The 22,040-nt window shown below is 50.9% G+C and carries 20 protein-coding genes; 8 read left to right on the top strand and 12 right to left on the bottom strand.

The features are described from left to right. The first annotated feature begins 366 nt into the window (after window positions 1–366). Window positions 367–1,803 (top strand): ADP-ribosylglycohydrolase family protein, encoded by a 1,437-nt coding sequence (locus QBE55_06065; GenBank protein WZL79695.1) that lies wholly within the window; start codon window positions 367–369, stop codon window positions 1,801–1,803. Window positions 1,804–1,882: 79 nt separating this feature from the next. On the opposite strand, the gene lpdA is transcribed toward QBE55_06065, so the two are convergent. The 3 genes from lpdA to QBE55_06050 form a co-directional block, all read right to left on the bottom strand. Further along, window positions 1,883–3,328, bottom strand: coding sequence for a dihydrolipoyl dehydrogenase (gene lpdA / locus QBE55_06060; protein WZL79694.1), 1,446 nt, complete (start codon window positions 3,326–3,328; stop codon window positions 1,883–1,885). A 98-nt stretch (window positions 3,329–3,426) separates the two neighbouring features. Beyond that, a complete protein-coding gene (locus QBE55_06055) occupies window positions 3,427–4,638 on the bottom strand; it encodes a phosphotransferase (protein ID WZL79693.1) in 1,212 nt (403 codons plus the stop codon). Between the two features lie 117 nt (window positions 4,639–4,755). Next, window positions 4,756–5,601, bottom strand: coding sequence for a MurR/RpiR family transcriptional regulator (locus QBE55_06050; protein WZL79692.1), 846 nt, complete (start codon window positions 5,599–5,601; stop codon window positions 4,756–4,758). 370 nt (window positions 5,602–5,971) lie between these two features. On the opposite strand from QBE55_06050, the gene QBE55_06045 reads away from it, so the two are divergent. The 4 genes from QBE55_06045 to QBE55_06030 all read left to right on the top strand — a co-directional run bounded on the left by QBE55_06045 (window position 5,972) and on the right by QBE55_06030 (window position 11,784). Then, window positions 5,972–7,345: an FAD-dependent oxidoreductase gene (locus QBE55_06045; protein ID WZL79691.1), complete on the top strand. Its 1,374-nt coding sequence runs from the start codon at window positions 5,972–5,974 to the stop codon at window positions 7,343–7,345. Between the two features lie 81 nt (window positions 7,346–7,426). Then, complete coding sequence (locus tag QBE55_06040) at window positions 7,427–8,710, top strand: citrate transporter (GenBank protein WZL79690.1); 1,284 nt, start codon at window positions 7,427–7,429, stop codon at window positions 8,708–8,710. A gap of 159 nt (window positions 8,711–8,869) precedes the next feature. Beyond that, window positions 8,870–11,008 carry a hydantoinase/oxoprolinase family protein gene (locus QBE55_06035; protein WZL79689.1) on the top strand — a complete coding sequence of 713 codons (2,139 nt, stop codon included), beginning with the start codon at window positions 8,870–8,872 and terminating at the stop codon, window positions 11,006–11,008. A gap of 38 nt (window positions 11,009–11,046) precedes the next feature. Next, window positions 11,047–11,784, top strand: a complete 738-nt coding sequence (locus QBE55_06030) for a hypothetical protein (protein ID WZL79688.1) — start codon at window positions 11,047–11,049, stop codon at window positions 11,782–11,784. 126 nt (window positions 11,785–11,910) lie between these two features. Here QBE55_06030 and QBE55_06025 read toward each other — a convergent pair whose 3' ends face one another. From QBE55_06025 to QBE55_06015, 3 genes are read right to left on the bottom strand one after another with little or no spacing between them, the layout of a single operon-like run. Further along, window positions 11,911–12,456 carry a hypothetical protein gene (locus tag QBE55_06025; protein ID WZL79687.1) on the bottom strand — a complete coding sequence of 182 codons (546 nt, stop codon included), beginning with the start codon at window positions 12,454–12,456 and terminating at the stop codon, window positions 11,911–11,913. After that, entirely contained in the window at window positions 12,453–13,154 is a 702-nt protein-coding gene (locus QBE55_06020) for a permease prefix domain 1-containing protein (protein ID WZL79686.1), read from the bottom strand. The genes QBE55_06025 and QBE55_06020 overlap by 4 nt, the downstream gene beginning before the upstream one ends. Continuing rightward, window positions 13,147–13,491 carry a helix-turn-helix transcriptional regulator gene (locus QBE55_06015; GenBank protein ID WZL79685.1) on the bottom strand — a complete coding sequence of 115 codons (345 nt, stop codon included), beginning with the start codon at window positions 13,489–13,491 and terminating at the stop codon, window positions 13,147–13,149. The genes QBE55_06020 and QBE55_06015 overlap by 8 nt, the downstream gene beginning before the upstream one ends. Before the next feature lie 380 nt (window positions 13,492–13,871). Here QBE55_06015 and QBE55_06010 point away from each other — a divergent pair, with 380 nt between their 5' ends. Further along, the gene (locus QBE55_06010; protein WZL79684.1) at window positions 13,872–14,174 is read left to right on the top strand and encodes a hypothetical protein; all 303 of its coding nucleotides are present in this window, start codon (window positions 13,872–13,874) and stop codon (window positions 14,172–14,174) included. A gap of 65 nt (window positions 14,175–14,239) precedes the next feature. After that, entirely contained in the window at window positions 14,240–14,899 is a 660-nt protein-coding gene (locus tag QBE55_06005) for a class I SAM-dependent methyltransferase (GenBank protein ID WZL79683.1), read from the top strand. A 121-nt stretch (window positions 14,900–15,020) separates the two neighbouring features. Here QBE55_06005 and QBE55_06000 read toward each other — a convergent pair whose 3' ends face one another. The 6 genes from QBE55_06000 to QBE55_05975 form a co-directional block, all read right to left on the bottom strand. Further along, complete coding sequence (locus QBE55_06000; GenBank protein WZL79682.1) at window positions 15,021–15,278, bottom strand: TIGR03905 family TSCPD domain-containing protein; 258 nt, start codon at window positions 15,276–15,278, stop codon at window positions 15,021–15,023. A 192-nt stretch (window positions 15,279–15,470) separates the two neighbouring features. Continuing rightward, the gene (gene asnS, locus QBE55_05995) at window positions 15,471–16,850 is read right to left on the bottom strand and encodes an asparagine--tRNA ligase (GenBank protein WZL79880.1); all 1,380 of its coding nucleotides are present in this window, start codon (window positions 16,848–16,850) and stop codon (window positions 15,471–15,473) included. Between the two features lie 68 nt (window positions 16,851–16,918). Next, window positions 16,919–18,922 carry a DNA topoisomerase III gene (locus QBE55_05990; GenBank protein WZL79681.1) on the bottom strand — a complete coding sequence of 668 codons (2,004 nt, stop codon included), beginning with the start codon at window positions 18,920–18,922 and terminating at the stop codon, window positions 16,919–16,921. Continuing rightward, window positions 18,922–19,422, bottom strand: a complete 501-nt coding sequence (locus tag QBE55_05985) for an acyl-CoA thioesterase (GenBank protein ID WZL79680.1) — start codon at window positions 19,420–19,422, stop codon at window positions 18,922–18,924. Before QBE55_05985 ends, QBE55_05990 begins: the two co-directional genes overlap by 1 nt. A 172-nt stretch (window positions 19,423–19,594) precedes the next feature. Then, on the bottom strand, window positions 19,595–19,729 hold the full coding sequence (locus tag QBE55_05980) for a hypothetical protein (GenBank protein WZL79679.1): 135 nt from the start codon (window positions 19,727–19,729) through the stop codon (window positions 19,595–19,597). Between the two features lie 78 nt (window positions 19,730–19,807). Beyond that, complete coding sequence (locus QBE55_05975) at window positions 19,808–20,779, bottom strand: alpha/beta fold hydrolase (GenBank protein ID WZL79678.1); 972 nt, start codon at window positions 20,777–20,779, stop codon at window positions 19,808–19,810. A gap of 327 nt (window positions 20,780–21,106) precedes the next feature. Between QBE55_05975 and fba the strand changes: the two genes are divergently transcribed. Further along, window positions 21,107–22,036, top strand: a complete 930-nt coding sequence (fba, locus tag QBE55_05970; protein ID WZL79677.1) for a class II fructose-1,6-bisphosphate aldolase — start codon at window positions 21,107–21,109, stop codon at window positions 22,034–22,036. Window positions 22,037–22,040 lie beyond the last annotated feature (4 nt).

Here is a 22,040-nt window from a genome sequence, read left to right as displayed (position 1 = left end):
GCCGCGACTTGTTTCACAACTTGATCTCTGCCTTTCATTGATTTGATTTCGAAATAGAACCGGTTCCTTACTGTTTATATTGTATCCTGCCGAAATATCGCGTTCAATATGCCAAACTAAATGAAGAGTATGCATTCCTTAACTTTCGAAGAAGCACCATGAAAAAAGGCAATGTATAAAAGAAGAAAGAATATGCAGCAATAAATATTTACGCTCTGTTTTATTTCGCTCATTCCCGGTCAGCGAAATCATGATATAATATGGTTTGTTGATTTGATCGTCAAAACTTTTGGTAACACCACGATTCCTTATCTGTCTGTTCCCGTCATTCATACAAAACATAACCATCCGAAAGGAGAGCAAGAAATGAAACTCAGCAAAGCCGTACTGAAAGATCGGATCCACGCCTGCTGGATCGGCAAGAACATCGGCGGCACCATGGGAACGCCGTATGAAGGCAAAACGGAAATGCAGGATATCCGGGGATTTGTTACGCCCAGCGGCAAGCCACTGCCCAATGATGATCTGGATCTGCAGCTGGTCTGGCTGCTTGCCATGGAAGAACACGGCCCATACAATCTGAACGCACAGATCCTGGGAGAATACTGGATCAGCTACATCACTCCCCATTGGAACGAATACGGCATTGGCAAAGCCAATCTGAAAGCCGGGCTTTTGCCTCCCCTGTCCGGACAATATCAAAACAACTGGAAACATTCCAACGGAGCCTGGATCCGCTCTGAAATATGGGCCTGCCTGGCGCCCGGCTGCCCGGACATCGCCATCCGGTATGCCCTGCAGGATGCCTGCGTGGATCACGGTATGGGAGAAGGCACCTATGCGGAATTCTTCACCGCTGCCATGGAAAGTGCAGCGTTCGTGGTTTCGGACATCCGAAAACTGATTGGAATCGGCCTCTCGAAAATTCCTTCCGGCTGCCGCGTTTCCAGAAGCATCCGGCTGGTCCTGGATTGTTATGACAAGGGGCTGGACTGGAAAACCACCCGCAGCCGTCTGGTGGAGGACAGTGCGGATCTCGGCTGGTTCCAGGCGCCGGCAAACCTTGGGTTTGTGGTGCTGGGCCTGCTCTATGGCAATGGGAATTTCAAACGTTCCATGATCCTTGCCATCAATTGCGGGGATGACACGGACTGCACCGGCGCCACGGTGGGAGCCCTGCTCGGCATCCTTGGCGGCATGGATGGAATCCCAGAAGACTGGAGAGGGCATATCGGAGATGATATTGTTACCGTATCCCTGGACAACTCCTGCATTGGATTTGCCAAATCCTGCACGGAATTGACAGAGCGGGTCTGTTCCATGATTCCCACGGTTCTGAAGGCCAATCAGGCAGCCGTACAGCTCGTCGATCCAGCCATCGAATCCGGCAGGGAAATGACCGTTGAGGAAGTGGAGGCACTGTCAGATCCCACATTTGCAGCCAGGCTTTACGATATGCCGGGATATTCCTACTCTGTCGACTTCATCTATGCCAGCGCGAGGGTGGAATTTGATGCGAAGCCCGTAATGGAGCCCATGGGCAGTATCCGGATCAAAATCCGCTTTTTCAATAAAACGAGGGAAGCCAGGCACCTTCATATCCGGCTTTTCCTGCCGGAGGGCTGGAGTGCGGACGGCTGGCGGCGGGATGTATACCTGCCCCACAGCAGCAATGCATCGGCGATCTGGTCGGCAAAAATCACCGCGAATGAAAAAGTGGAGCCCATGAACCGGATTCTTGCGGAGGTCACCGCCCCGGGACGCCCGTCTGTCGGATTGATCCCGATTACTATTCTTGGATAAAAGCCAGATAAAAAAGCCGGGAGTAATTACTTCAAAAAGGCTGCAGAGACTCCTCCGCAACCTTTTTCTGTTCATTTTCTTACAATTCAAACATCGCTTCCCGAATGATTTCGCTGACCGTGGGGTGCGGGAATATCATTTTTTTGATATCCTGCACCTGCATTCCCCTTTCAATCATCAGCGCAGCACCATATATAATTTCAGAGGAATAGTTCCCAATCAGATGCACACCGATAATCCTCTGCGATTCCCTTTCGGCCAAAACCTTGCAGATCCCGTCTCCTCTTTCATTCTCCGCCATATATCTTCCGCTGTAATTCATAGACAGTCCGACAACCTTGCAGTCCAATCCCTTTGCTGCTGCGGTTTCCTCGGTCTCTCCCGTTCCGGCAACCTCAGGGTTGGTATAAATAACGGAAGGAACTGCATGATACTGCATCCGATCCGCTTTCCCCAGGATATTGTTGACCGCCACTTCCGCTTCCCGGTAAGCCGTGTGGGCAAGCATGGATATGCCGTTGATATCCCCGGCTGCATATACATCGGGTACATTGGTGCAGCATCTCCCGTCTGTCCGGACCCGTCCATGATCCAATTCCACCCCGATATGCTCCAGCCCAAGGCCTGCCGTCTGCGGCTCTCTGCCGATGCTCAGAAGAATCCGGTCCGCTGTCAGGGAAAATGTCTTTCCATGGGAATCTCCATGGTCATGGGACTCACAGACGACTGCACCATCCTTTACCTGAGTCACCCGGGTATTCAGATAAAATATCATGCCTTTCTTCTGATAATCCTTTCTCAGGATCTGCGCAATCTCCCGGTCCGTATTCCCCGCAATGTGGTCCAGCATCTCCACAACGGTTACCTTGCTGCCTGCCGAATGAAAATAGGAGGCCATCTCCAGTCCGATGATTCCGCCTCCCACAATGACAAGGCTGTGCGGAACCTCCGGAAGATCCAGTATTTCCCGGCTGGTCAGCACCGTTCCGTTTTCCATTCCCTCTGCGACGCCTGATATGGAAGGTATCACCGGCACGGAACCAGTGGCAAGAAGCAGATGTTTTCCGGTAACAACCGCATCTTCCTCCGGAAGATCCGCTTCCCTTTTCCCGGCAGTCCCTGCCGCTCCGTTGCCTGACCCGCTACTGATCCTTATCTGAAACCTTTCTGCATCGCGGGCCAGGATTTCAGCCGATCCCATTCTCACGTCCGCTCCGCAGTTTTTCAGCCCGGCCCGGATTCCCGCCACCAGTTTGCGGACGGTTTTGCCCTTTCTCCGGAGAACCGCCCCGTGATCCAGCGTTACCTCCCCGGCCCGGACTCCGTAAGGCTTTCCATTCCTTGCCTGATCACAGATTTTGGCGGAATACAGCATTGTTTTGGTCGGAATGCAGCCTTCGTTGAGGCAGACTCCTCCCAGATGCTCCTTTTCTATCAGCAGAGGGTGCAGGCCTGCCTGCCCGGCTCGTTCCGCCGCCAGATACCCTGCCGGCCCTCCGCCGATGACAATCAGATCATAGGTCATTTGTTCTCCCCCCCAAATACCTTTCCGGATGCATGCCGGAACCGGCATTGCGACTGTATCGTGACCGCATTATGATAGTACTGTTCCAAAAGGAACAGCTAAATCTGCTGTATTCGCTGGCCCAGCTCTTCCCATTGGCCGACATCCTGATGGGTGATATATTCCAGATCGCTTTGATTCTGCTCCCTGTTCGGACTCCCGTGAAGCACGCCGGAAATCCGATCCGCCAGACCGCTTAAGCGGGTCCGGAAGACATAATACCCCAGGAGATTGGGATCCGGCCGGAAGGGACCAGCGCATGCCGCTTCGTACTTCTCCAGGAAAAAGTCAAAATCCTCCGTCAGAAAGCACTGCAGATCAGCCTCCCGCGGCGCAATTCTGGCAGATCCCCAGTCGATGAAACAAAGGTCTCCCTGCGAATCCAGCAACAGATTTTTCCCCCGCGGATCGCCGTAAGTCAGGACCATATCGTAGGGATCATAATCAATCTGCTCCCGGTGCCGATAGAGCCGGTCGATAAAACTCAGGATCGTTTCCTTTTGTGGCAGAACCGCATCACACAATGCCTGAATCGCCGGATCGGTAAATTGCCGGACCTGTTTTCCCGAATAGGTTTTCGAACCGATCTCCCTGCTGGCTCTGCTTCCTTTCCCGCCTTCTCTGCCTGATCCCGTCTCTTTCCCTACTCCTGTTTTTTCGCCTGGCCACATTTCTTCGCTCATTTCCCCAGAAAGGTCCCCCAGATCGGCAATGACATCCTGCATGACATACGTATGACGTTCCCCTTGAATCTGCTCCAGGCATTCCATATTTGTTTCCAAGCCCTTCAGGAAGGAAAGGTCAAAATCCTCGATCCGCATCGCCTGAAAATGCATCTGACCTGTCAGATCATGGATGCAGGCAATGCCATTTGCCGCCTTTTCCAAAACTTCCCGGCAGAAAGGACTGGACTCCTCCAATGTTTTTCCTTCCCGGAAGGAAAAGAGTACGATCTTCGCCGGGCCAATATCCACTACAAAATCCCCATGATCATCCGGAATCGGATAAGAAATGTTCTGATAAAGTCCCCGGTCATACATGTCCCATGTGACCGGAAGGGAAAATTTCAGATACCGGATGCCTTTCCTTCCGCTTCGGGTGTTCTTGTCAAACAACTTCATGGAATATTTTATCCCATCGGCGCCGATGATCCGATAGACATAAGAAATGTCCCCATTGGGGAGAAATACAGGTTTTTGAATCGAAATCCCATAGTTCTTTAAAACAGCAGTCTGAATCACTTCATCTTCCACTGCAAATCTCGTCCTCATATTTTCAACTCCTGTTACTGCCCTTAATCCTTCCTTATTGTATCTCAAATACCGGAAAATGAAAAGCGTCAGGCCATTCAAAAGGGACAAAAAACGGCGCTTTCGCAGCAGATGGATTCAAAAATCATAATCATTCAGATTCCGCTGCATCCTGAGCATGGCATCGCTGTTCATTTTTTTCTCCCGCAGGGACCTGTCGCTGTCCAGAAGGGAAGCATACAGCACATCCACTACATACAGAAAAATCAGATTGTTGGAGATGGACATCGCATTCTGCGTCGTAATGATATCACTGGTAATCAGCTTCATATCCGCCAGGGACTCCAGCTGTGGCGCATCGTAGCTGGTAATGATCAGGCTTTTGGCTTCCCGTTCGTGCATCAGCTGCAGGACAGGCAGAATATCCCTTTCAAACACCGTGGAAAGGATAAAGACCACAAAATCGCTCTTTCCCAAATGGCTGCATTCCATTTGAATATTGGTAATGTCGCATACTGCCTTATTAGGGATTCCCACCAGGGTAAGCTTGTTGGCAAATTCCAACGCCACCGGAGAAGTGTCCGGAAGACCGAAAACATATATCATCCCGGCCGTCCGGAGAGCTTTCACCGCACTCCGGATAATGGTCTCATCCAGCATTGCCGTGGTATTGAGCAGGACACGCTGATAGTCCTGGCACAGGGCAGCAATCCGGTTCACACCCGCCGAAGGTGTTGCCTGCGTCATTTGGGTATAGGCACTTTCCTGTGCCAGAGCCACTTTCAACCGGTTGAATCCCTTATACCCGAGCTTTTTGCAAAACCGGTTCAGGGAAGCCTCGCTGGTACCCGTTTCTTTCACCACATCACTGATGGTGGAAGCAATGACGGCATCCGGATGATGAATGATATACTGTGCGATTTCATTTTCACCAACCGTGAAATTTGGCTGCATGGAAACGATTTTAGCAATAACAGGCGCCAATTGGGCACCTCCTTCCCATGTTTCATCATACCTTAGAAGACGACAAAATGCAATGAAAGATGAAGGGTACCATAAAAAACATAAACGATGATTCGGATCGAAGCATAAAATGATTCAGATCTGGCATCATTCATATTTTTGATATACAGCGAATTTTTGCATCAACTATATTGACAGTTTATGATATAAATGATAGCATGACGGTGTAAGGATAAGAGAAATGGAGAAAATGAAAGAAAATCCAAAGGAAAATTTATTTGGGAATAAATTCATACCGGGAGATTGAAAACGGCTGATACGGTTTAAAAATCAGGAGAATACTATCCATGGAAAAATTCAGCCAAACGTCAGACGATAAGGAGATTTTGTCATGAGTGATTTGTACCGGAAATACTATGATGTCATCATCGCCGGGGGCGGCGTATCCGGGGCAACCTCTGCCATCGCAGCAGGACGACAGGGCGCTTCTGTCCTGGTGGTGGAACAAAACGGCTATCTGGGCGGCAGCCTGACCGGATGCGGCGTCGGACCGATGATGACCTTCCATGCGGGGGAAAAGCAGGTCATCCGGGGAATGATGCAGGAGATCGTGGACAGACTGACAGAGAACGGATATTCCAAAGGACATGTCCGCGACACCACCCGCTATGTCAGCCATGTTACTCCGTTTGATCCGGAAGGCCTGAAAAGAATCCTGGATCAAATGGCGGAAGAAGCCGGATGCCATGTCCTGCTGCACAGCTTTCTGGGCGGTGTGGAGATGGAACATGGCAGGCTTTCAGGGCTGACCGTCTGCAACAAGGACGGGCTGCATACCGTACACGGTTCCGTGTACATTGACGCCACCGGAGACGGGGACATCATGGCCTGGTCCGGATGCGAATACACCAGGGGCCGTCCGGAGGATGAAGCCCCGCAGCCCATGACAATGAACATGAAATATGCGAATGTGAATACCAGAGCCCTGAAGGATTATGTAAGAGGGCATCTGGAGGATTTCCCCCGTCTGGAACATAATCTGGATCTGCTGAATTCCGACGTTCCCTTTGCACTGGCAGGATTCAACAGCTTATGGAGACAGGCTGCAAAGGATGGGGAGCTTTCCATTCCGCGGGAGGATGTGCTGATGTTTGAAACCAGTCATCCCGGTGAATTTATTGTCAATACTACGCGCATACTGAATGCAGATGCCACCAGCGCCCAGGGCCTGAGCAACGCGGAGAGAACCGGGCGCAGACAGTGTGCGGAGCTGGACGCTTTTCTGCGCAGCCATGCGCCGGGATTTGAAAGTGCAATTCTGGAGTTTACCGGGCCGTCCGTAGGCATCCGCGGAAGCCGCCAGCTGGTGGGAAAATACCGGATTACGGCAGAGGATATCCTGAGCGGTAGGCAATTTGACAGCCGGATCTGCCTTTCCGGATATCCCATTGACATTCATAACCCTTCCGGACAGGGAACCGAAACCCATTACGTGGGAGGAAAGAATTCCGGCGGATATTACAGCATTCCCTATGAAATCATGGTTCCAAAGGAAGTGCCGAATCTGCTGGTCCCCGGGCGGTGTGCCTCCGCAAGCTTTGAAGCGCAGGCCTCCATCCGGCTGACTCCTTCCGTAGGTTCCATGGGACAGGCCGCCGGGATCGCCGCCGATATGGCAGTGCGGGGGAACCTGCCGGTAGGAGATATTGCTGTCGGCAAGCTGCAGAACACGCTCAGAAAACAGGGAGCGCTGCTGGAAGTCTGACCCGGGAAGGGATGGACCGGAGCACAACCTGATCTGAAATAAAAATCATGGTGTAACTACGACATTCAGGAGGTAATTTGTATGCAAACATTCCAAGCTGTCGGCATTCTGCTGATTTTTCTGGTCAGTGTCGGGCTGATGATGACCCGCAAGCTGCCGACAATTCTTGCCCTTCCCATCATGGCGATTTTAATTGCCGTGGTGGCAGGCATGCCGCTGCTTCATGCAGAGAAGGACGGCGCCACCGTAATGGGGACCGTCCTGGGAGATGGCTCCATTCGTATGGCAAGCAGCATCGCCGCCCTGTTCTTCGGTGGCTGGTTCGGAAAGGTTCTCACGAAGGTGGGCATTACCAAAACCATTATCCGCAAGGCGGCGGAACTGGCAGGCGACCGTCCCCTTCCCATTGCCCTCACCTTCTTTGCGATCTGCTCCGTTATCTTTGCCGCTTCCAACGGAATCGGAATGATCATTCTGGTGGGCACCATCGTCATTCCCATTATGATCTCCGCAGGCGTATCCCCGCTGGCCGCAGGAACGGTTCTGCTTCTTGCCAACGGCGTGGGCGTTACGTTTAGTCCCGGCACCCTTTCGGTTTACATTGATGTATTGGGTCTGGACCTTGCCACTGTTACGTCCTATTCCTGGCTGTGCGCGATCCCGCTGATTCTCGTCGGTATTTTTATGATTATACGATTTACCAAAAAAGGCGGAACGACGCGCAGGGCCTGGGCTATGCCGGAAGGACAGGACACGGCCGGACAGAAGAACGTCCGCAGCATTGCTCTCGTCTCCCCGATCATCCCTGTTATTCTGATTTTTCTGGGCATTCCGATTATTCCCGCTATTATGATTGGTATTGTTATCACGCTGATTTTATCCACACCCAGGAATGTCATCCATGTGGTTTCTTCCGGCTTTGTGGAAGGGATTCAGGATACGGCAGGCGCCGCAGCCCTGATGATCGGAATTGGCATGGTGCTGGACGCCGTAACCAGTACGGAGGTTTCCACCGTTCTTGCACCATTTATCCACGCCATTATTCCCGGCAACGCTGTCACGTTCGTACTGATTTTCGGTTTGCTGAGTTTTCTGGCCATCTACCGCGGTCCTCTCAACGTCTGGGGACTGGGCAGTGGAGTTGTTGCGCTGCTGGCTTCCGCAGGAATGAATCCCATTGCGGCCATGCTTGCCCTGCGTCTTGATTCCAATGTACAGGCCGTATGCGACCCGACGAACAGTCAGAATGTATGGGTGGCAGACTTCACCAAGACGGATGTAAACGACTACCTGAAAAAAACCATTCTCCCGATTATGATCAGCACGATCGTCGGCCTGCTTGTTGTAAGCTTCCTCGTATTTTAGTTTTTAAATCCCGGTTATCCGGGAACAGCACACAAAACAGAGAGGGGAGGATGTTCTTCCCTCTCCTGCTGCTTTTGGAAGTCCGAAACGATACGCACAAAATATATCCAATATGGCGGATAGATCCGAAAGATAACCAGTCACCGGAGGAGATAGACTATGGCAAAAAAAGTAAGAATAGGAATCGATGTCGGCGGTACCTTCACCGACGCGATTATGCTGGACAATTCCACCTATGAGGTGTTGGCAAAGCATAAGATACCCACCACACACAAAGAAGGCGTGGCGGTCGGAGTAGTACGCATTCTTTCCGAACTGATCCGGGAAACCGGCGTTCAGCCGGAGGATGTCGTGTTCATCGCCCACGGTACCACGCAGGCGACCAATGCACTGCTGGAAGGCGATGTGGCGCATGTCGGCATTCTGGGCATGGCCACGGGAGCAGATGCCCGGAGTGCGAAAGGCGAAACCGATGTGGGAGACATTGAACTGGCGCCTGAGAAATTTCTGAAAAACAGCCATGTCTTCCTCGATTCCAAAGAACTGAACGAAACGACCGTCGATCAGGCCATTGCGGACCTGCGCAATCAGGGTGCGGAGGTCATTGTGGCCAGTGAAGCCTTCAGTGTGGACAACCCCGCCAATGAACGCTATGTTGTGGAACGTGCGGAAAGACAGGGAATGTATGCCACCGGCGGATATGAAATCAGTCAGCTCTACGGGCTGAAAATGCGGACACGCACAGCTGCCGTGAATGGCAGCCTGATCCCCACCATGATACGCACTTCGGATATGACCGAGCAGGCGGTGAAGGAAGCCGGCATCCAAAGCAGCCTGATGATCATGCGCTGTGACGGCGGCGTAATGAGTACCCGGGAGATGAAGAAACGTCCCATCCTCACCATGCTTTCCGGGCTTGCCGCAGGTGTTGCCGGCGCACTGATGTATGAAAAGGTCTCGGACGGCATTTTCTTTGAAGCCGGCGGAACCAGTGTGGATGTTTCCGTGATCAAAAACGGAAAGGTCATGATCAAATACGCGCAGGTCGGAGGGCACAAAACCTTCCTGCAAAGCCTGGACGTGCGCACATTGGGCATTGCCGGAGGCAGCATGATCCGCATTGTGGACAATAGGATCGTGGATGTCGGTCCCCGTTCCGCCCATATTGCAGGAAAAGACTATGAGTGCTACCTGGAGGACGGCGCCATCACAGACGGGAAACTGACCCTGATCTGCCCCCGCGAAGGAGATCCAGCGGAATATGCCTGCGTGGTCAGTCAAAACGGCAGGGAATACAGCCTGACCCTTTCGGGTGCCGCCAACCTTCTCGGTTATGTGCCGGAAGGCGACTATGCCAGAGGCAACCTGGAATGCACCCGTGCCGCATGGGATATCGCGGGCAAGGCATTGGGAATTTCCGCCGAAGAAGCGGCGGGACAGGCTATGGGCCTGGCCATGCAAAAGCTTTCTGTCTTAGTGGAACAGCTGATTGAGGAATACGGGCTGGACCGTCGGTTTGTCACACTGGTGGGAGGCGGCGGCAGCGCATCCGTCATCGTAAACCCGCTGGCGGAAAAAATGGAAATGCGCAGCAAGATCGCAAAAAATGCCCCGTATATTTCCACCATCGGCGTTGCGCTGGCCATGGTACGGGAAACCCTGGAGCGCACCATCGCGAATCCCACGGAAGAGGATATCAAGCAAATCCGCTCCGATGTAATGGAAAAAATCTGCCGAAGCGGCGCAAAGGAAGAAACAGTGGATGTTTCGATTGAAGTGGATTCCCGCAAAAACATTCTGCGCGCCATCGCAAGCGGCGCCACAGAGCTCCGCCAGAAGGATATCGGAGCCAGGGTCCTCAGCAGGGAGCAATTGCAGAAGATTGCCGCCGACGCGCTGGGCACGGAGGAGGAACAGACCTCCTTCCTGTATTCCACGGGCCGATGGAACCTTTTCCGCGCGGAAACAAGGAAAAAGGTACTGTTCGGCCTTCTCCATCTCAAACGAACCTCCCTTGCCATGGTGGACAGGGAAGGAGTCATTCGGCTGAAAAGGAGAAAAGCAGAGTGTCTCAAGTTTGCGAAAAAGGATCGGGAATCCCGGTTCAATCCGTTTCTGGATGCCAATACGGTATATTCCGATGCCAATGCCACCATTCCAAAAGTCTTTTTGTTCTATCGTGAAAAGATGCTGGACTTAACCGGCATGCAAACGGCAAAGCAGCTTTACTCGATCCTCGATATCGAAACGGAAATGCTCTCCCCCGAGGAAGAAATCATTGCCGTCGCTTATAAGTAGGTCGCATGTAAAGAGACACGAATACAGAGGGAGGAAGTATGGAATATACAAAGAAGGAAAGTTCCCCGGAGCGTCCACAAAACCCACAGCAGACCCGTCCTGCCGGTACCGACATAAGAAAAATGGTGCAGGATGACCGGGTGCTCGCCCTTTGCGAGCTTTCCGGTGACCTTCTGTTTCATAAAATCCCCCATGAAAAGATCCCCCGGTTTGTGGATGGCTCCCTTTCCGCTGGTCACGAAGCTGCCAGGGCCTACAGGGGAAAGGACATGGAAGCCCTCTACGCACAGAAGAATATAAAAATCCTGTGGAAGGAAAGCGGTGAAACCCGGATCGGTGTAACATGGCGGGGGCAAAGCGCCTTCGGCAAAAACGGGTGTGAAGTCACTCTGGTGCGGGAATCCATCCGGACGCTGGCGGAAAACAGCTCGCCAATGTGGGACAGCCCTTCCGGGGACAATCCGCTGCTCTCCCCTCAGGACGCCCTGCAGCTGCATCTGGCCCATGAATTCTTTCATTACCTGGAATACGAGAGCAACGATCCCGTGAGCAGCCGGATGGATGAAGTGGTTACCTTTCAGCTGCTTGGCTGGAAGCGCCATGCACATATCAACAAATGCAGTGAGGTGGCAGCCCATGCCTTTGCCAAAGAGGTCCTGGGCCTCCCCGTTCTGCCAAATTACTTTGATTATCTGTATCTGGTTCATACCGAAAAAATGACCCAGACGGAATTTGAAGCATTCCTCGCACACAGTCAGTCCGTATTGAACCGCTGACGGGCTGAACTTCCCATTTCAATAATTCTATTTACAATTCTGTTATCTATCCATTTGTGATTTTGTTTGTGATTCTGTCATCATTCCATTTATGATTCTGTCATCATCCATTTTACCTTTCCGTTCCTATCGATCTTCATAAACAACAAAGCCTCCGGAGTCATATCCTTTTATGCTTTTGACCTGCCTGCCGTGCGGGTTTCTTCCCCCTTCTTGCTTCTCATCGGTCCATGTCAGTAGAAACATGTCATCATAAAAATCAGACTGGGTCAGAACGGTGTCGTCGTCCAGCGTAAGCTCTATTTTTTTCACCTGACCGTCATTGAGGATGCCATAGGCTTTGCAGTGGGTATCCCTGCTGCTCCAGGTCCAGCAAACCGGCTTGTCCGGATCGTTCTCCACACCGGTGACCTGATCCCCAAAACGCCAGAAGAAGAATAAAGTCCGACGGATCGTATCACAGGAAATCCATTTGTCATATTTGCAGAGAAAATACTTGCCCTGATCAAAATCCCGGACATGAACCACCATGGAAGGACCGTAATGGATACTTCGCTCGGAACTCCGATGAGCCAATAACGGACTCAGGTACAAACCCGAACGGGAAACTGCCAAAGGGATCAGTACAGCCAGAATCAGCAGATTCCGCAGGACCTTATTTCGTCTGCTCATTTTTTATCACCTGCCCGCAGGGAAATTTCCAATCGGTATTTTCGATTATAAGAATTATAATCAATCTTCAGGGTATCCGCCTCTGCAGAAAAATCCGAAACAATCTGCCGGCATCTGGATACGAAACCTCCGCTCTCCTCAAACCGGCCTTCCGAATAGTGATTCCCCAGATTGTCCGATATCTCCCCTATATTCGAAAAGGTCCATCCCGCTCCCCACAGCCTGGTATCAAAATACTCATAATCCATGTTCAAATCCCCGTTTGTATCGTAGATCACGTCCGAAATATGGATGACCATATCGTCCAGTTTCACCTTTTTGTCCACCTCTGCCCTGAAAACAATATCGGATGCCGGGATGGGATCCAACCGATTAAAGGATAACAGGGATGACAGGGATGGAAGCACCAGACTCACAATAAGACAAGCTGCCATCAGAACAGCAAGCACATCGGTAATCAGCCAGATCCATCCCAAAACAGGATTGTGCTGCCGATTGAGAGCCTGCCCGATTTCCCTGGCATTGCCCATGTCCCGGACCGCCAGATTCACAGCCGCTTCCCGGTCCGAGCCCTTCCCTTCATAATCCCCTGCCCTGTCTTCTATATGGTTTTCCAGCTCCATGCGGATTTTCTCCCGGTCAAAAGGGAAACGGACGCAGCACAGTACTTCCGCCAAAAAGCTTTCTTTCTTATCCAAAGATCTGCACCTCACTGCCCAGAACTTTATTGACGGAGACGGAAAACACCTTCCATCTCTTCTTTTCCTTTGCCAGCTGCTGCACTCCGCAGTTGGTAATCCGATAATATTTGCGCTTTCTCCCGTTATCGCCGATCCCCACATAGGATTTCACATAACCGTTGTTTTCCAGTTTGTGCAATACCGGGTACAGTGTCCCCTCCTGGAGCTGAAAGGTCCTGTCCGATCGCCGCTCCAGCTCCCGGATAATTTCATAACCGTATTTGTCCGATTCGCTGAGCAGCGACAGCAGCATCAGATTCGTACTCCCGCCAAGCAATCCCTTATCCACTTTCATAAATCTCGCCTCCGAAAAACAGGATATATCACTCCCGATATCCGCAATAGGGGCGATGGAAAGAAATCTTGACATAGAACCACCCCTGCTTTTTTGTTATTTATTGATCAGCTCTCTAAAATTTAGGCCTATAAAATAACTGAATATCTGAGTGAACAAGATCAGTATACATAGAACACCTATGTATGTCAACAAAAAATTATGATAAAAACAACGTAAGACTGGAAATGGCTTGCAGCTTTATTCCATCCGAATTACCTGGAACTGTTATTTTCAGTTTCTATGGAGACTGGACGCACTCCCCTTAAATTTCTATTTTTCGATACGATACGCAATTATCATCGATTAAGTCCCTATGCACCAAAGAAGACTATGTTAGAATGCTGGTTGCCAACTCCGGTCACACGCTTAAGAGTTTTGCAAAATCAATAGAACTGCCATATACGACCTTACTGGGAATGCTAAATAGGGGACTTGGTGGGGCTTCCGTTCAAAATGTAATTCGCGTATGCAGAGGTCTGTCCATTACAGTTGAGGATTTATTACGAGTAGAGGATGAAAAAAGTGCTGCAGTACCCTTTTATATTTCAGATCATGAAAAGATGGTGCTGACTAAGTATAGGGAAAAGCCAGAAATGAGACCGGCAATTGATATGCTCCTGGGTGTTAAGGGTAATATATAATTCGTCCGTGGATTGAAGTTTTTGCCTATGCATATTATAATTGCCTGAGGACAGGAGATGACTGTATGAAAGATCGTTTGGAACACATGGATTCCTTTTTTACGTCACGGGTGGACGGCTATGATGAGCATATGCTGGAGGAAGTCGAGGGCTGCAAAAAAGGGTACCGGGTCATGGCGCATCTGGTTCCCAACACTTGTCAACATCTTTTGGATCTTGGATGCGGTACCGGATTGGAGCTGGATGAGATATTCAAAGTACTGCCGGATATCCAGGTAACCGGAATTGATATGACACAGGCCATGCTGGACAGGCTGAAGCAAAAGCATCCCGACAAGAAAGTGACGCTGATTTGCGGAGATTATTTTAATGTCCCATTCGGAACGGAGAAATACGACTGTGCCGTATCCTTTCAAACCATGCACCATTTTTCCCATAAAGCAAAAACCGGGCTATATCGGAAAATAGCCCGTTCCCTAGAATCCGGCGGAATCTATATCGAATGTGATTATATGGTGGAAAATCAGGATGAAGAGGATTTTTACTATGCAGAAAATGCCCGACTGCGCATGGAACAGGGGATAGCCGACAACGAATTCATTCATTATGATACGCCCTGCACTATGGAAAACCAAATTGGAATGTTTCATTCCGCAGGGTTCCATGACGCAAAAACAGTATTCCGTCAGGAGAATACAACTATACAAGTCGCAAAGAAAATATAACTGGGATTACGTCGTTAGTCTCCCTCCAATGCCTCCAACCTTTTGGCCTGGTTTTATATAGGAGTGTAGATCGGATGAAATCAGTATATATCCTTTAATTTATATAAAAAGGCAGGCATCGTCAGCCTGCCTGCTCCTCTTGCTGCATATACTCCTCCAAAGCCCGGGCAAGCTGATCCGGACAGGAAGTGCTGCCCTGGCAGCGGATTCCGCGGAGTTTATGGATCACATCCCGCACGTCCATCCCCTCCACCAGACGGCAGATTCCGATGAGATTTCCATGACAGCCATTCTCAAAATGCACGGAATGCAGCTTACCGTCTTTTACTTCAAAATCAATTCTTCTGGAGCAGACTCCTTTTGTCTTATAAGTCGCCATATCAATAACCCCTGTCCTTTTCATAATCCGATATTGTCGCATTCTATCATTTTACATTAAGCTTCAGATCATTCTGTATCGTTGTCCATTTGCATCATCAGATACAAACCCTTCAAAGGCAATGATCGACTGGGGATCATAGGAACTGCTGACCATCCGTATCGTACGCCGGGACCCTTCCGGCATTCCGCTCTAAAATTCAGCGGACTTCGTTGTCCTCGGGAACGGAATGACATCGCGGATATTGCTCATGCCCGTCATGTACATAATGGCACGCTCAAAACCCAGACCATATCCGGCATGATGGGTGCCGCCGAACTTTCTCAGATCCCGGTACCACCAGTAGTCCTCTTCTTTCATGCCAAGCTCCTTTATCCTCTCATCCAGACGGTCCAGGCGCTCTTCCCTCTGGCTTCCGCCGATGATCTCCCCGACGCCGGGCACCAGAAGATCCGCCGCTGCAACGGTCCTGTTGTCATCATTCATGCGCATATAAAACGCCTTGATATCCCTGGGATAGTCCTTTACAAATACCGGCTTGTGGAAGACCTGCTCCGTCAGGTACCGCTCATGTTCGGTCTGCAGGTCAATCCCCCATTCCACAGGGTAACGAAAGTCAGCATTGCTTTTCTTCAGGATTTCAATGGCATCCGTGTAGGACAGGCGCCCGAATTTCGAATGGATCACATTGTCCAGGCGATCCATGACGGTCCTGTCCACAAATCTATTGAAGAACTCCATCTCTTCCGGCGCATTTTCCAGCACATACTGAAAGATGTATTTGATCATATCCTCCGCCAGATCCATGACATCGTCCAGATCCGCAAAGGCGATCTCCGGTTCGATCATCCAGAACTCCGCCGCATGTCTCGTGGTATTGGAGTCTTCCGCACGAAAGGTCGGTCCAAAGGTATAGACATTGCGGAATGCCATGGCATAAGTTTCAGCAGAAAGCTGTCCACTCACCGTCAAATAAGTCTCCCGTCCGAAGAAGTCTTTGGAATAGTCCACATTCCCTTCCTTTGTCTTCGGAACGTTGTTCAGATCCAGGGAGGTTACCTGAAACATTTCCCCGGCGCCTTCACAGTCACTGCCGGTGATAATCGGGGTATGAACGTAGACAAAATCCCTTTCCTGGAAGAATTTATGAATCGCAAAGGCCAGCAGGGAACGAACCCGGAAAACAGCGGAAAACGTATTGGTTCTGGGCCGCAAATGGGAGATGGTCCGCAGGTATTCAAAGCTGTGCCGTTTCTTCTGGAGAGGATATTCCGACGGACAAGAGCCCTCCACCCGGATGCTTTCCGCCTTCATCTCAAAAGGCTGCTTTGCACCGGGGGACTCCGTCAGCATTCCTTCCGCAAAAATGGCCGTACCAACGCCCAGCTTACCCACTTCCCTGAAGTTGTCCAGCTTTTCTTCCGTAAATACAATCTGCAGATTTTTAAAGAAAGACCCGTCATTGAGTTCAATAAACCCAAAGGATTTGGAATCCCGATTGCTTCGAATCCATCCGGAAAGAAGAATCCTTTTCCCATAATAATCCTCCGGCTGCCTGAAAATTTGCTTTATGGTTGTTTGAACCGGTGTATCTGCCACGATCAACCTACTCCTTTATATTAAAATCAATGGTTGCCCTGTCAACGGTTTGCCTGCCAACGGCTTGCCTGTTGTTTTTGTCGTTTCCCGGTCTTTCGAACCGTTCTTTTCTTCCTCCGGTACGGTTCCTGGGGAAAAACGACATTGCTCCTGTGCGCAGCGGCTTCCTTCACGATATATTGCACATATCGGGTGATGCTTCCCATAAACCGGTCCGGCTGCATGGATCCCTTTGCAATGCTTCCAAGGCCCCTTTCCCACTTTCCTGTGGTTTCCGGGGATTTCAGCGCGTCCGGCACGACTTCAATCAGATTGATTCCTTTCGGAGTCGGCAGCAGGGATTTCCCCTTTCGGGTGACATATCCCACTGCAAGAAGCCGTTCGATGATGGCAGCCCGGGTGGCCGGCGTACCCAGCCCGTTGGCCTTGAGCTGCTCCTTCAGCCGCTCATCTTCCACAAACCGCCCCGCATGCTCCATGGCGGACAAAAGGGAAGCTTCCGTATAGGGCCTGGGAGGTACTGTTTTCTTCTTCTGCACTTCCGCTCGCAATGCGGTGACCTTCTGACCTTCCGTTAAATGCGGAAGAGCTGCTTCCTGTCCGGTCTGTCCGGCCTGTCCGTTATTCGTTCCTTTGCCGGCAGAGTCTTCCCGACCTGACACGGGACTCTTCCCTGCGTCCTGCTGACCAGCACCCTGCCGGTCTGCGTTACGATCCTGTTGTCCACTGCCACCTTTGCCGTAAAGCACTTTCCAACCCGGGGATTTGACGGAAATCCCTTTTGTAAAGAAGGTTTCCCCTTCCACAAGGGTATGGATTTGTGTCTCTTCGTATACATAAGGCGGATAGAAAACGCAGAGAAACCTTCGGACAATCAGATCATATATTTTCTGCTCCCTCTCCGACAGATTGACCCGGCTCCTTGTCCGGGTGGGAAGAATGGCATGATGATCCGATACTTTGCTGTTGTCCACCAGCCGTTTACCCGCGGGAAGCTTCGCAAGAGACAGAACCGGCCGTACAAATTTGGAATACGGAGGACGATCCAGAGTCTGTAAGATGGGCTTCAGGGTCGGCACCATATCCTGTGTGATATATCGGCTGTCCGTCCGCGGATAGGTAATCATTTTTCGCTTTTCATAGAGATCCTGCGCCGTCTGCAGGGTCTGCTGCGCGGAAAAGCTGTATCTTCGGTTGGCGTCCCTCTGCAGCTCCGTCAGGTCATACAACTGTGGAAAATATTCTTTCTTCTCCTTCTTCACAATGGAGCGAACCAGGCCCTCCCTGCCCCGGACTTTTGCCGCGACAGCCATGGCCTTTTCCCTGTCAAAAATCTTCGTATTGGAAACCGTCCGGTCATATCGGATCCCGCGATAATCCCCGAAATCGCCCTGTACCTCCCAGTAATCCTGCGGAACAAAGGCTTCAATCTCCCTGTGCCGGGCCGCCAGAATTGCAAGGGTCGGCGTCTGAACCCGGCCGATGGACAAAAGCACCCTATACTGGAGAGTAAAGGCGCGGGTGGCGTTCATGCCCACCAGCCAGTCCGCTTCCGACCGGCATTTGGCGGACTCATACAGGGTATCGTATTCGCTTCCCGGCCGCAGCCCGGCGAATCCATCCCGGATGGCTTCATCCGTCATGCTGGAGATCCAAAGGCGCTGATACGGCTTTTTGCTGCCGGACATCTGATAGATGTAGCGGAAGATCAACTCCCCTTCCCGTCCGCTGTCCGTGGCGCAGATGAGGGAGTCCACTCCTTTGTCATTCATCAGCTTTTTCAGGACATTGAATTGCTTCCGGGTTTTTGGCAGGACTTTGAGCTTCATTTCCCCGGGAACGATGGGCAGGGTCTCCATACGCCACTTTTTATAGCGGTCATCGTACTCCTCCGGCTCCCACAGGGAAACCAAGTGGCCGATGGCCCAGGATACAATATAGACATCATTGTACAGGAAACCCCCGCCTTTTTCCCTGCACTGCAGTACCCTTGCAATATCACGGCCGACGGAGGGCTTTTCCGCAATCACCAGGACTTTCCCCATCAGGTGCCATCCTTTCGGTTCGCTTTCCTCTCTGCCTTCCGTTCCGCCTTCCGGCGGATATAGACGGCCTTCCTCCTGTCAAACCGCTCTTTCTCCTCCTGTGTGGTCAGGATAAGAGGCGGTACCTCACAGGGCACTCCGTCGTCATCCAGTGCAACCATGGTGAAATAAGCTGTCAGCGCATTGATAGGGGGAGCTTCATGTCTGGGATATTCTGCTTCCACGGTGACAAAAGCCTCCATGGAGGTCCGTCCGACAAACACCAGCTCTGCCCGGCATGTCACCAGCGCCCCTACAAAAACCGGTGTATGAAACTCCAGCTCGTCCACCCCTGCGGTAACAATATTGGTGTGGGCATGCCGCACTGCCGCCACATAGGACGTTTCGTCCATCATCTTCATAATTTCCCCGCCGTGGACATTCCCATTGGGATTGGCCTGGCTGGGCAGCATAATCTGGGACATGACCGCCCTGGAATGCGCTATGGTTTTCCCCTCCATCTGTCAAGAACCTCCTGTTCTTACGCTATTGCCGCTCCCATTATTATATAGAAAACAGATGGAAAAATCAATAAAGGCGCTGCACCTTTGCGCCTTTATGCGTCTCCCGCTTTTATGGAATGACATTTCCGCAGGTGTTACATGCCGCTTGGAAGCGCATGAAATGGAGTGCTCACACCTTCATTAACTTTACCTGACTGATTTGTATTACCTTCTGGTTTCCCCTTCTGTTGTTTTTGAGATCATGGGTGACAAACAAAAGGATCTTCGAATCATCCAGATAGTCATAGATAAGGTACAGAATCACGTCCCGGTTCCTTTCGTCCAGGGATCTGGTCGGTACTGTATAATACTTTTGTTTTCGGAGCAAAGGGAATGAATGAAGTTAATGCACTAAAAATTGATTGAGCGCGGCAAGCAGCCCCTGGGGATCCTCTTCCGGAATAAGATGTCCGCATGGCAGGGGAAATCCGCTTACCTGACTCGCCCGTTCCCTCCATAATCCAGTGACGTCAAACAATTGTCCGACGGTTCCCTTTTCTCCCCAAAGCGCAAGCAGCGGCTGCTGTATTTTATATCCCTTGAATGGCTCCTCAATCCGGCGGTCGATTGATGCCGACGCACGGTAGTCTTCGCAGGTGCCATGAATGGATGCCGGGTTTTGAAAACATCGGTAATACTCTGCGTAAGCTTCCGGCGTAACAGCGTATGGCGTGCTGTTTACATCGGACAGATTTGTCCTTAGATATCTGTCAGTAGCGCCTTCTATCATGCATTCCGGCAAGGGTGCGGATTGAATGAGGTAAAACCACCAGAAATATCTTGTCGCGAATTCCTGATCCGTCCGGTCATACATCTGGGTTGCCGTAACAATATCCAAAATCACTGCCTGTTCGATTGCAGAAGGATGATCCAAAAGCATCTGATAAAGGACACGCCCGCCCCGGTCATGTCCCACCGCCTGAAAGGAGCGGAAGCCCAAAGCTCTCATTACCTCGATCTGGTCCAGCCCCATTTCCCTTTTGGAATAATGAATATGATCCGGACCTCCACAGGGTTTCCCGGAATCCCCATATCCCCGTAAATCCGTAAGAACCACGGTAAAATTCTGTGCCAGCTGATTTGCCACCCGGTGCCAGGCAAAATGTGTCTCCGGATAACCATGAAGCAGAAGCAAAGGAGGCCCGCCGCCACCGATCAAGGTGTTGATCACTGTGCCGCTGGTACGGATTAATTTCTGCGTAAATTTGGGGAAGAATATTTTATTTGCCACCTGTCCGGGGAAGGCGAACTGCCCGGAGCGGCGAACCGCAGCCGAAAACGCTTTGATTTCGAAAGGAGAAAAAGGAAGAGCCAATGCAATCACCCCTTATTTTTTTGAGCCGTCTGAACGGGACTGCAGATGTTTGTATTGACGCGTTCCACCGGACGGATCATTGCTATTATTCTATTTCTGCCGATTTGCTTTTATGAACAGGGCCAAACCAACTTTATAACTTATAAAGAGCCAGGCGGGAAATGGCAAAGATCATAAAACCGGGTTTCCATCAATGCGTCAAAAATAATTGAGCGGGATTGGGCGATCGGAAATTAACCTTGCTTTTTCAATTCGTTCTGATAAAATGAATATGTTCAAAATTTTACATACCATTGTGAGATGTGATTATGAAGGAGTGATTTGTCAATGCCATTGGTTACCTCAACGGAAATGTTCAGGAAGGCATATGAAGGCGGATATGCCATTGGTGCATTCAATGTAAATAACATGGAAATCATCCAGGGGATTACCGAAGCTGCCAGGGAGGAAAAAGCTCCCCTGATTCTTCAGGTGTCGGCCGGTGCCAGGAAATATGCCAAGCATGTTTATCTGATGAAGCTGATTGAAGCTGCCATTATTGATACCGATCTGCCCATCGTGGTGCATCTGGATCACGGCGACAGTTTTGAAACCTGCAAATCCTGTGTTGACGGCGGATTTACATCCGTTATGTTTGACGGATCCAGATATCCGTTTGATGAGAATGTCCGGCTCACCAAACAGGTTGTGGACTATGCCCATGACAAGGGTGTCGTCGTGGAAGGCGAACTCGGACGGCTGGCCGGCGTGGAGGACGAAGTAAAGGTTCGCGCAGAGGATTCCAGCTATACCAGACCGGATGAAGTGCAGGAATTTGTAGAACGGACGGGAGTGGATTCCCTGGCCATCGCCATCGGAACCAGCCACGGTGCTTTTAAATTCAAGGGCGAGCCGAAGCTTCGCTTTGACATATTGGAAGAAGTGGGCAAACGCCTGCCCGGATTCCCCATTGTTCTGCATGGCGCTTCTTCCGTGATCCCGGAGTTTGTGGATATGATCAACCAATACGGCGGACAGATGCCCGGCGCGCAGGGAGTTCCGGAAGATATGCTGCGAAAAGCCGCATCCATGGCTGTCTGTAAAATCAATATCGACTCTGATCTGAGACTGGCCATGACCGGAAGCATCCGCAAGCATTTCGCGGAAAACCCCGGGGATTTTGATCCGAGAAAATATCTCTCTCCAGCCAGGGATGCCATACGGGAGCTGGTTCGTCATAAACTGATTCATGTACTGGGCTGCAACAACAAGATCTGATGCA

The sequence above is a fragment of the Eubacteriales bacterium mix99 genome (assembly GCA_038396605.1).
GTDB lineage: Bacteria > Bacillota > Clostridia > Caldicoprobacterales > DTU083 > UBA4874.
Note: the sequence above shows the minus strand (reverse complement) of the source record. Positions and strands in the feature narration are given on the sequence as shown.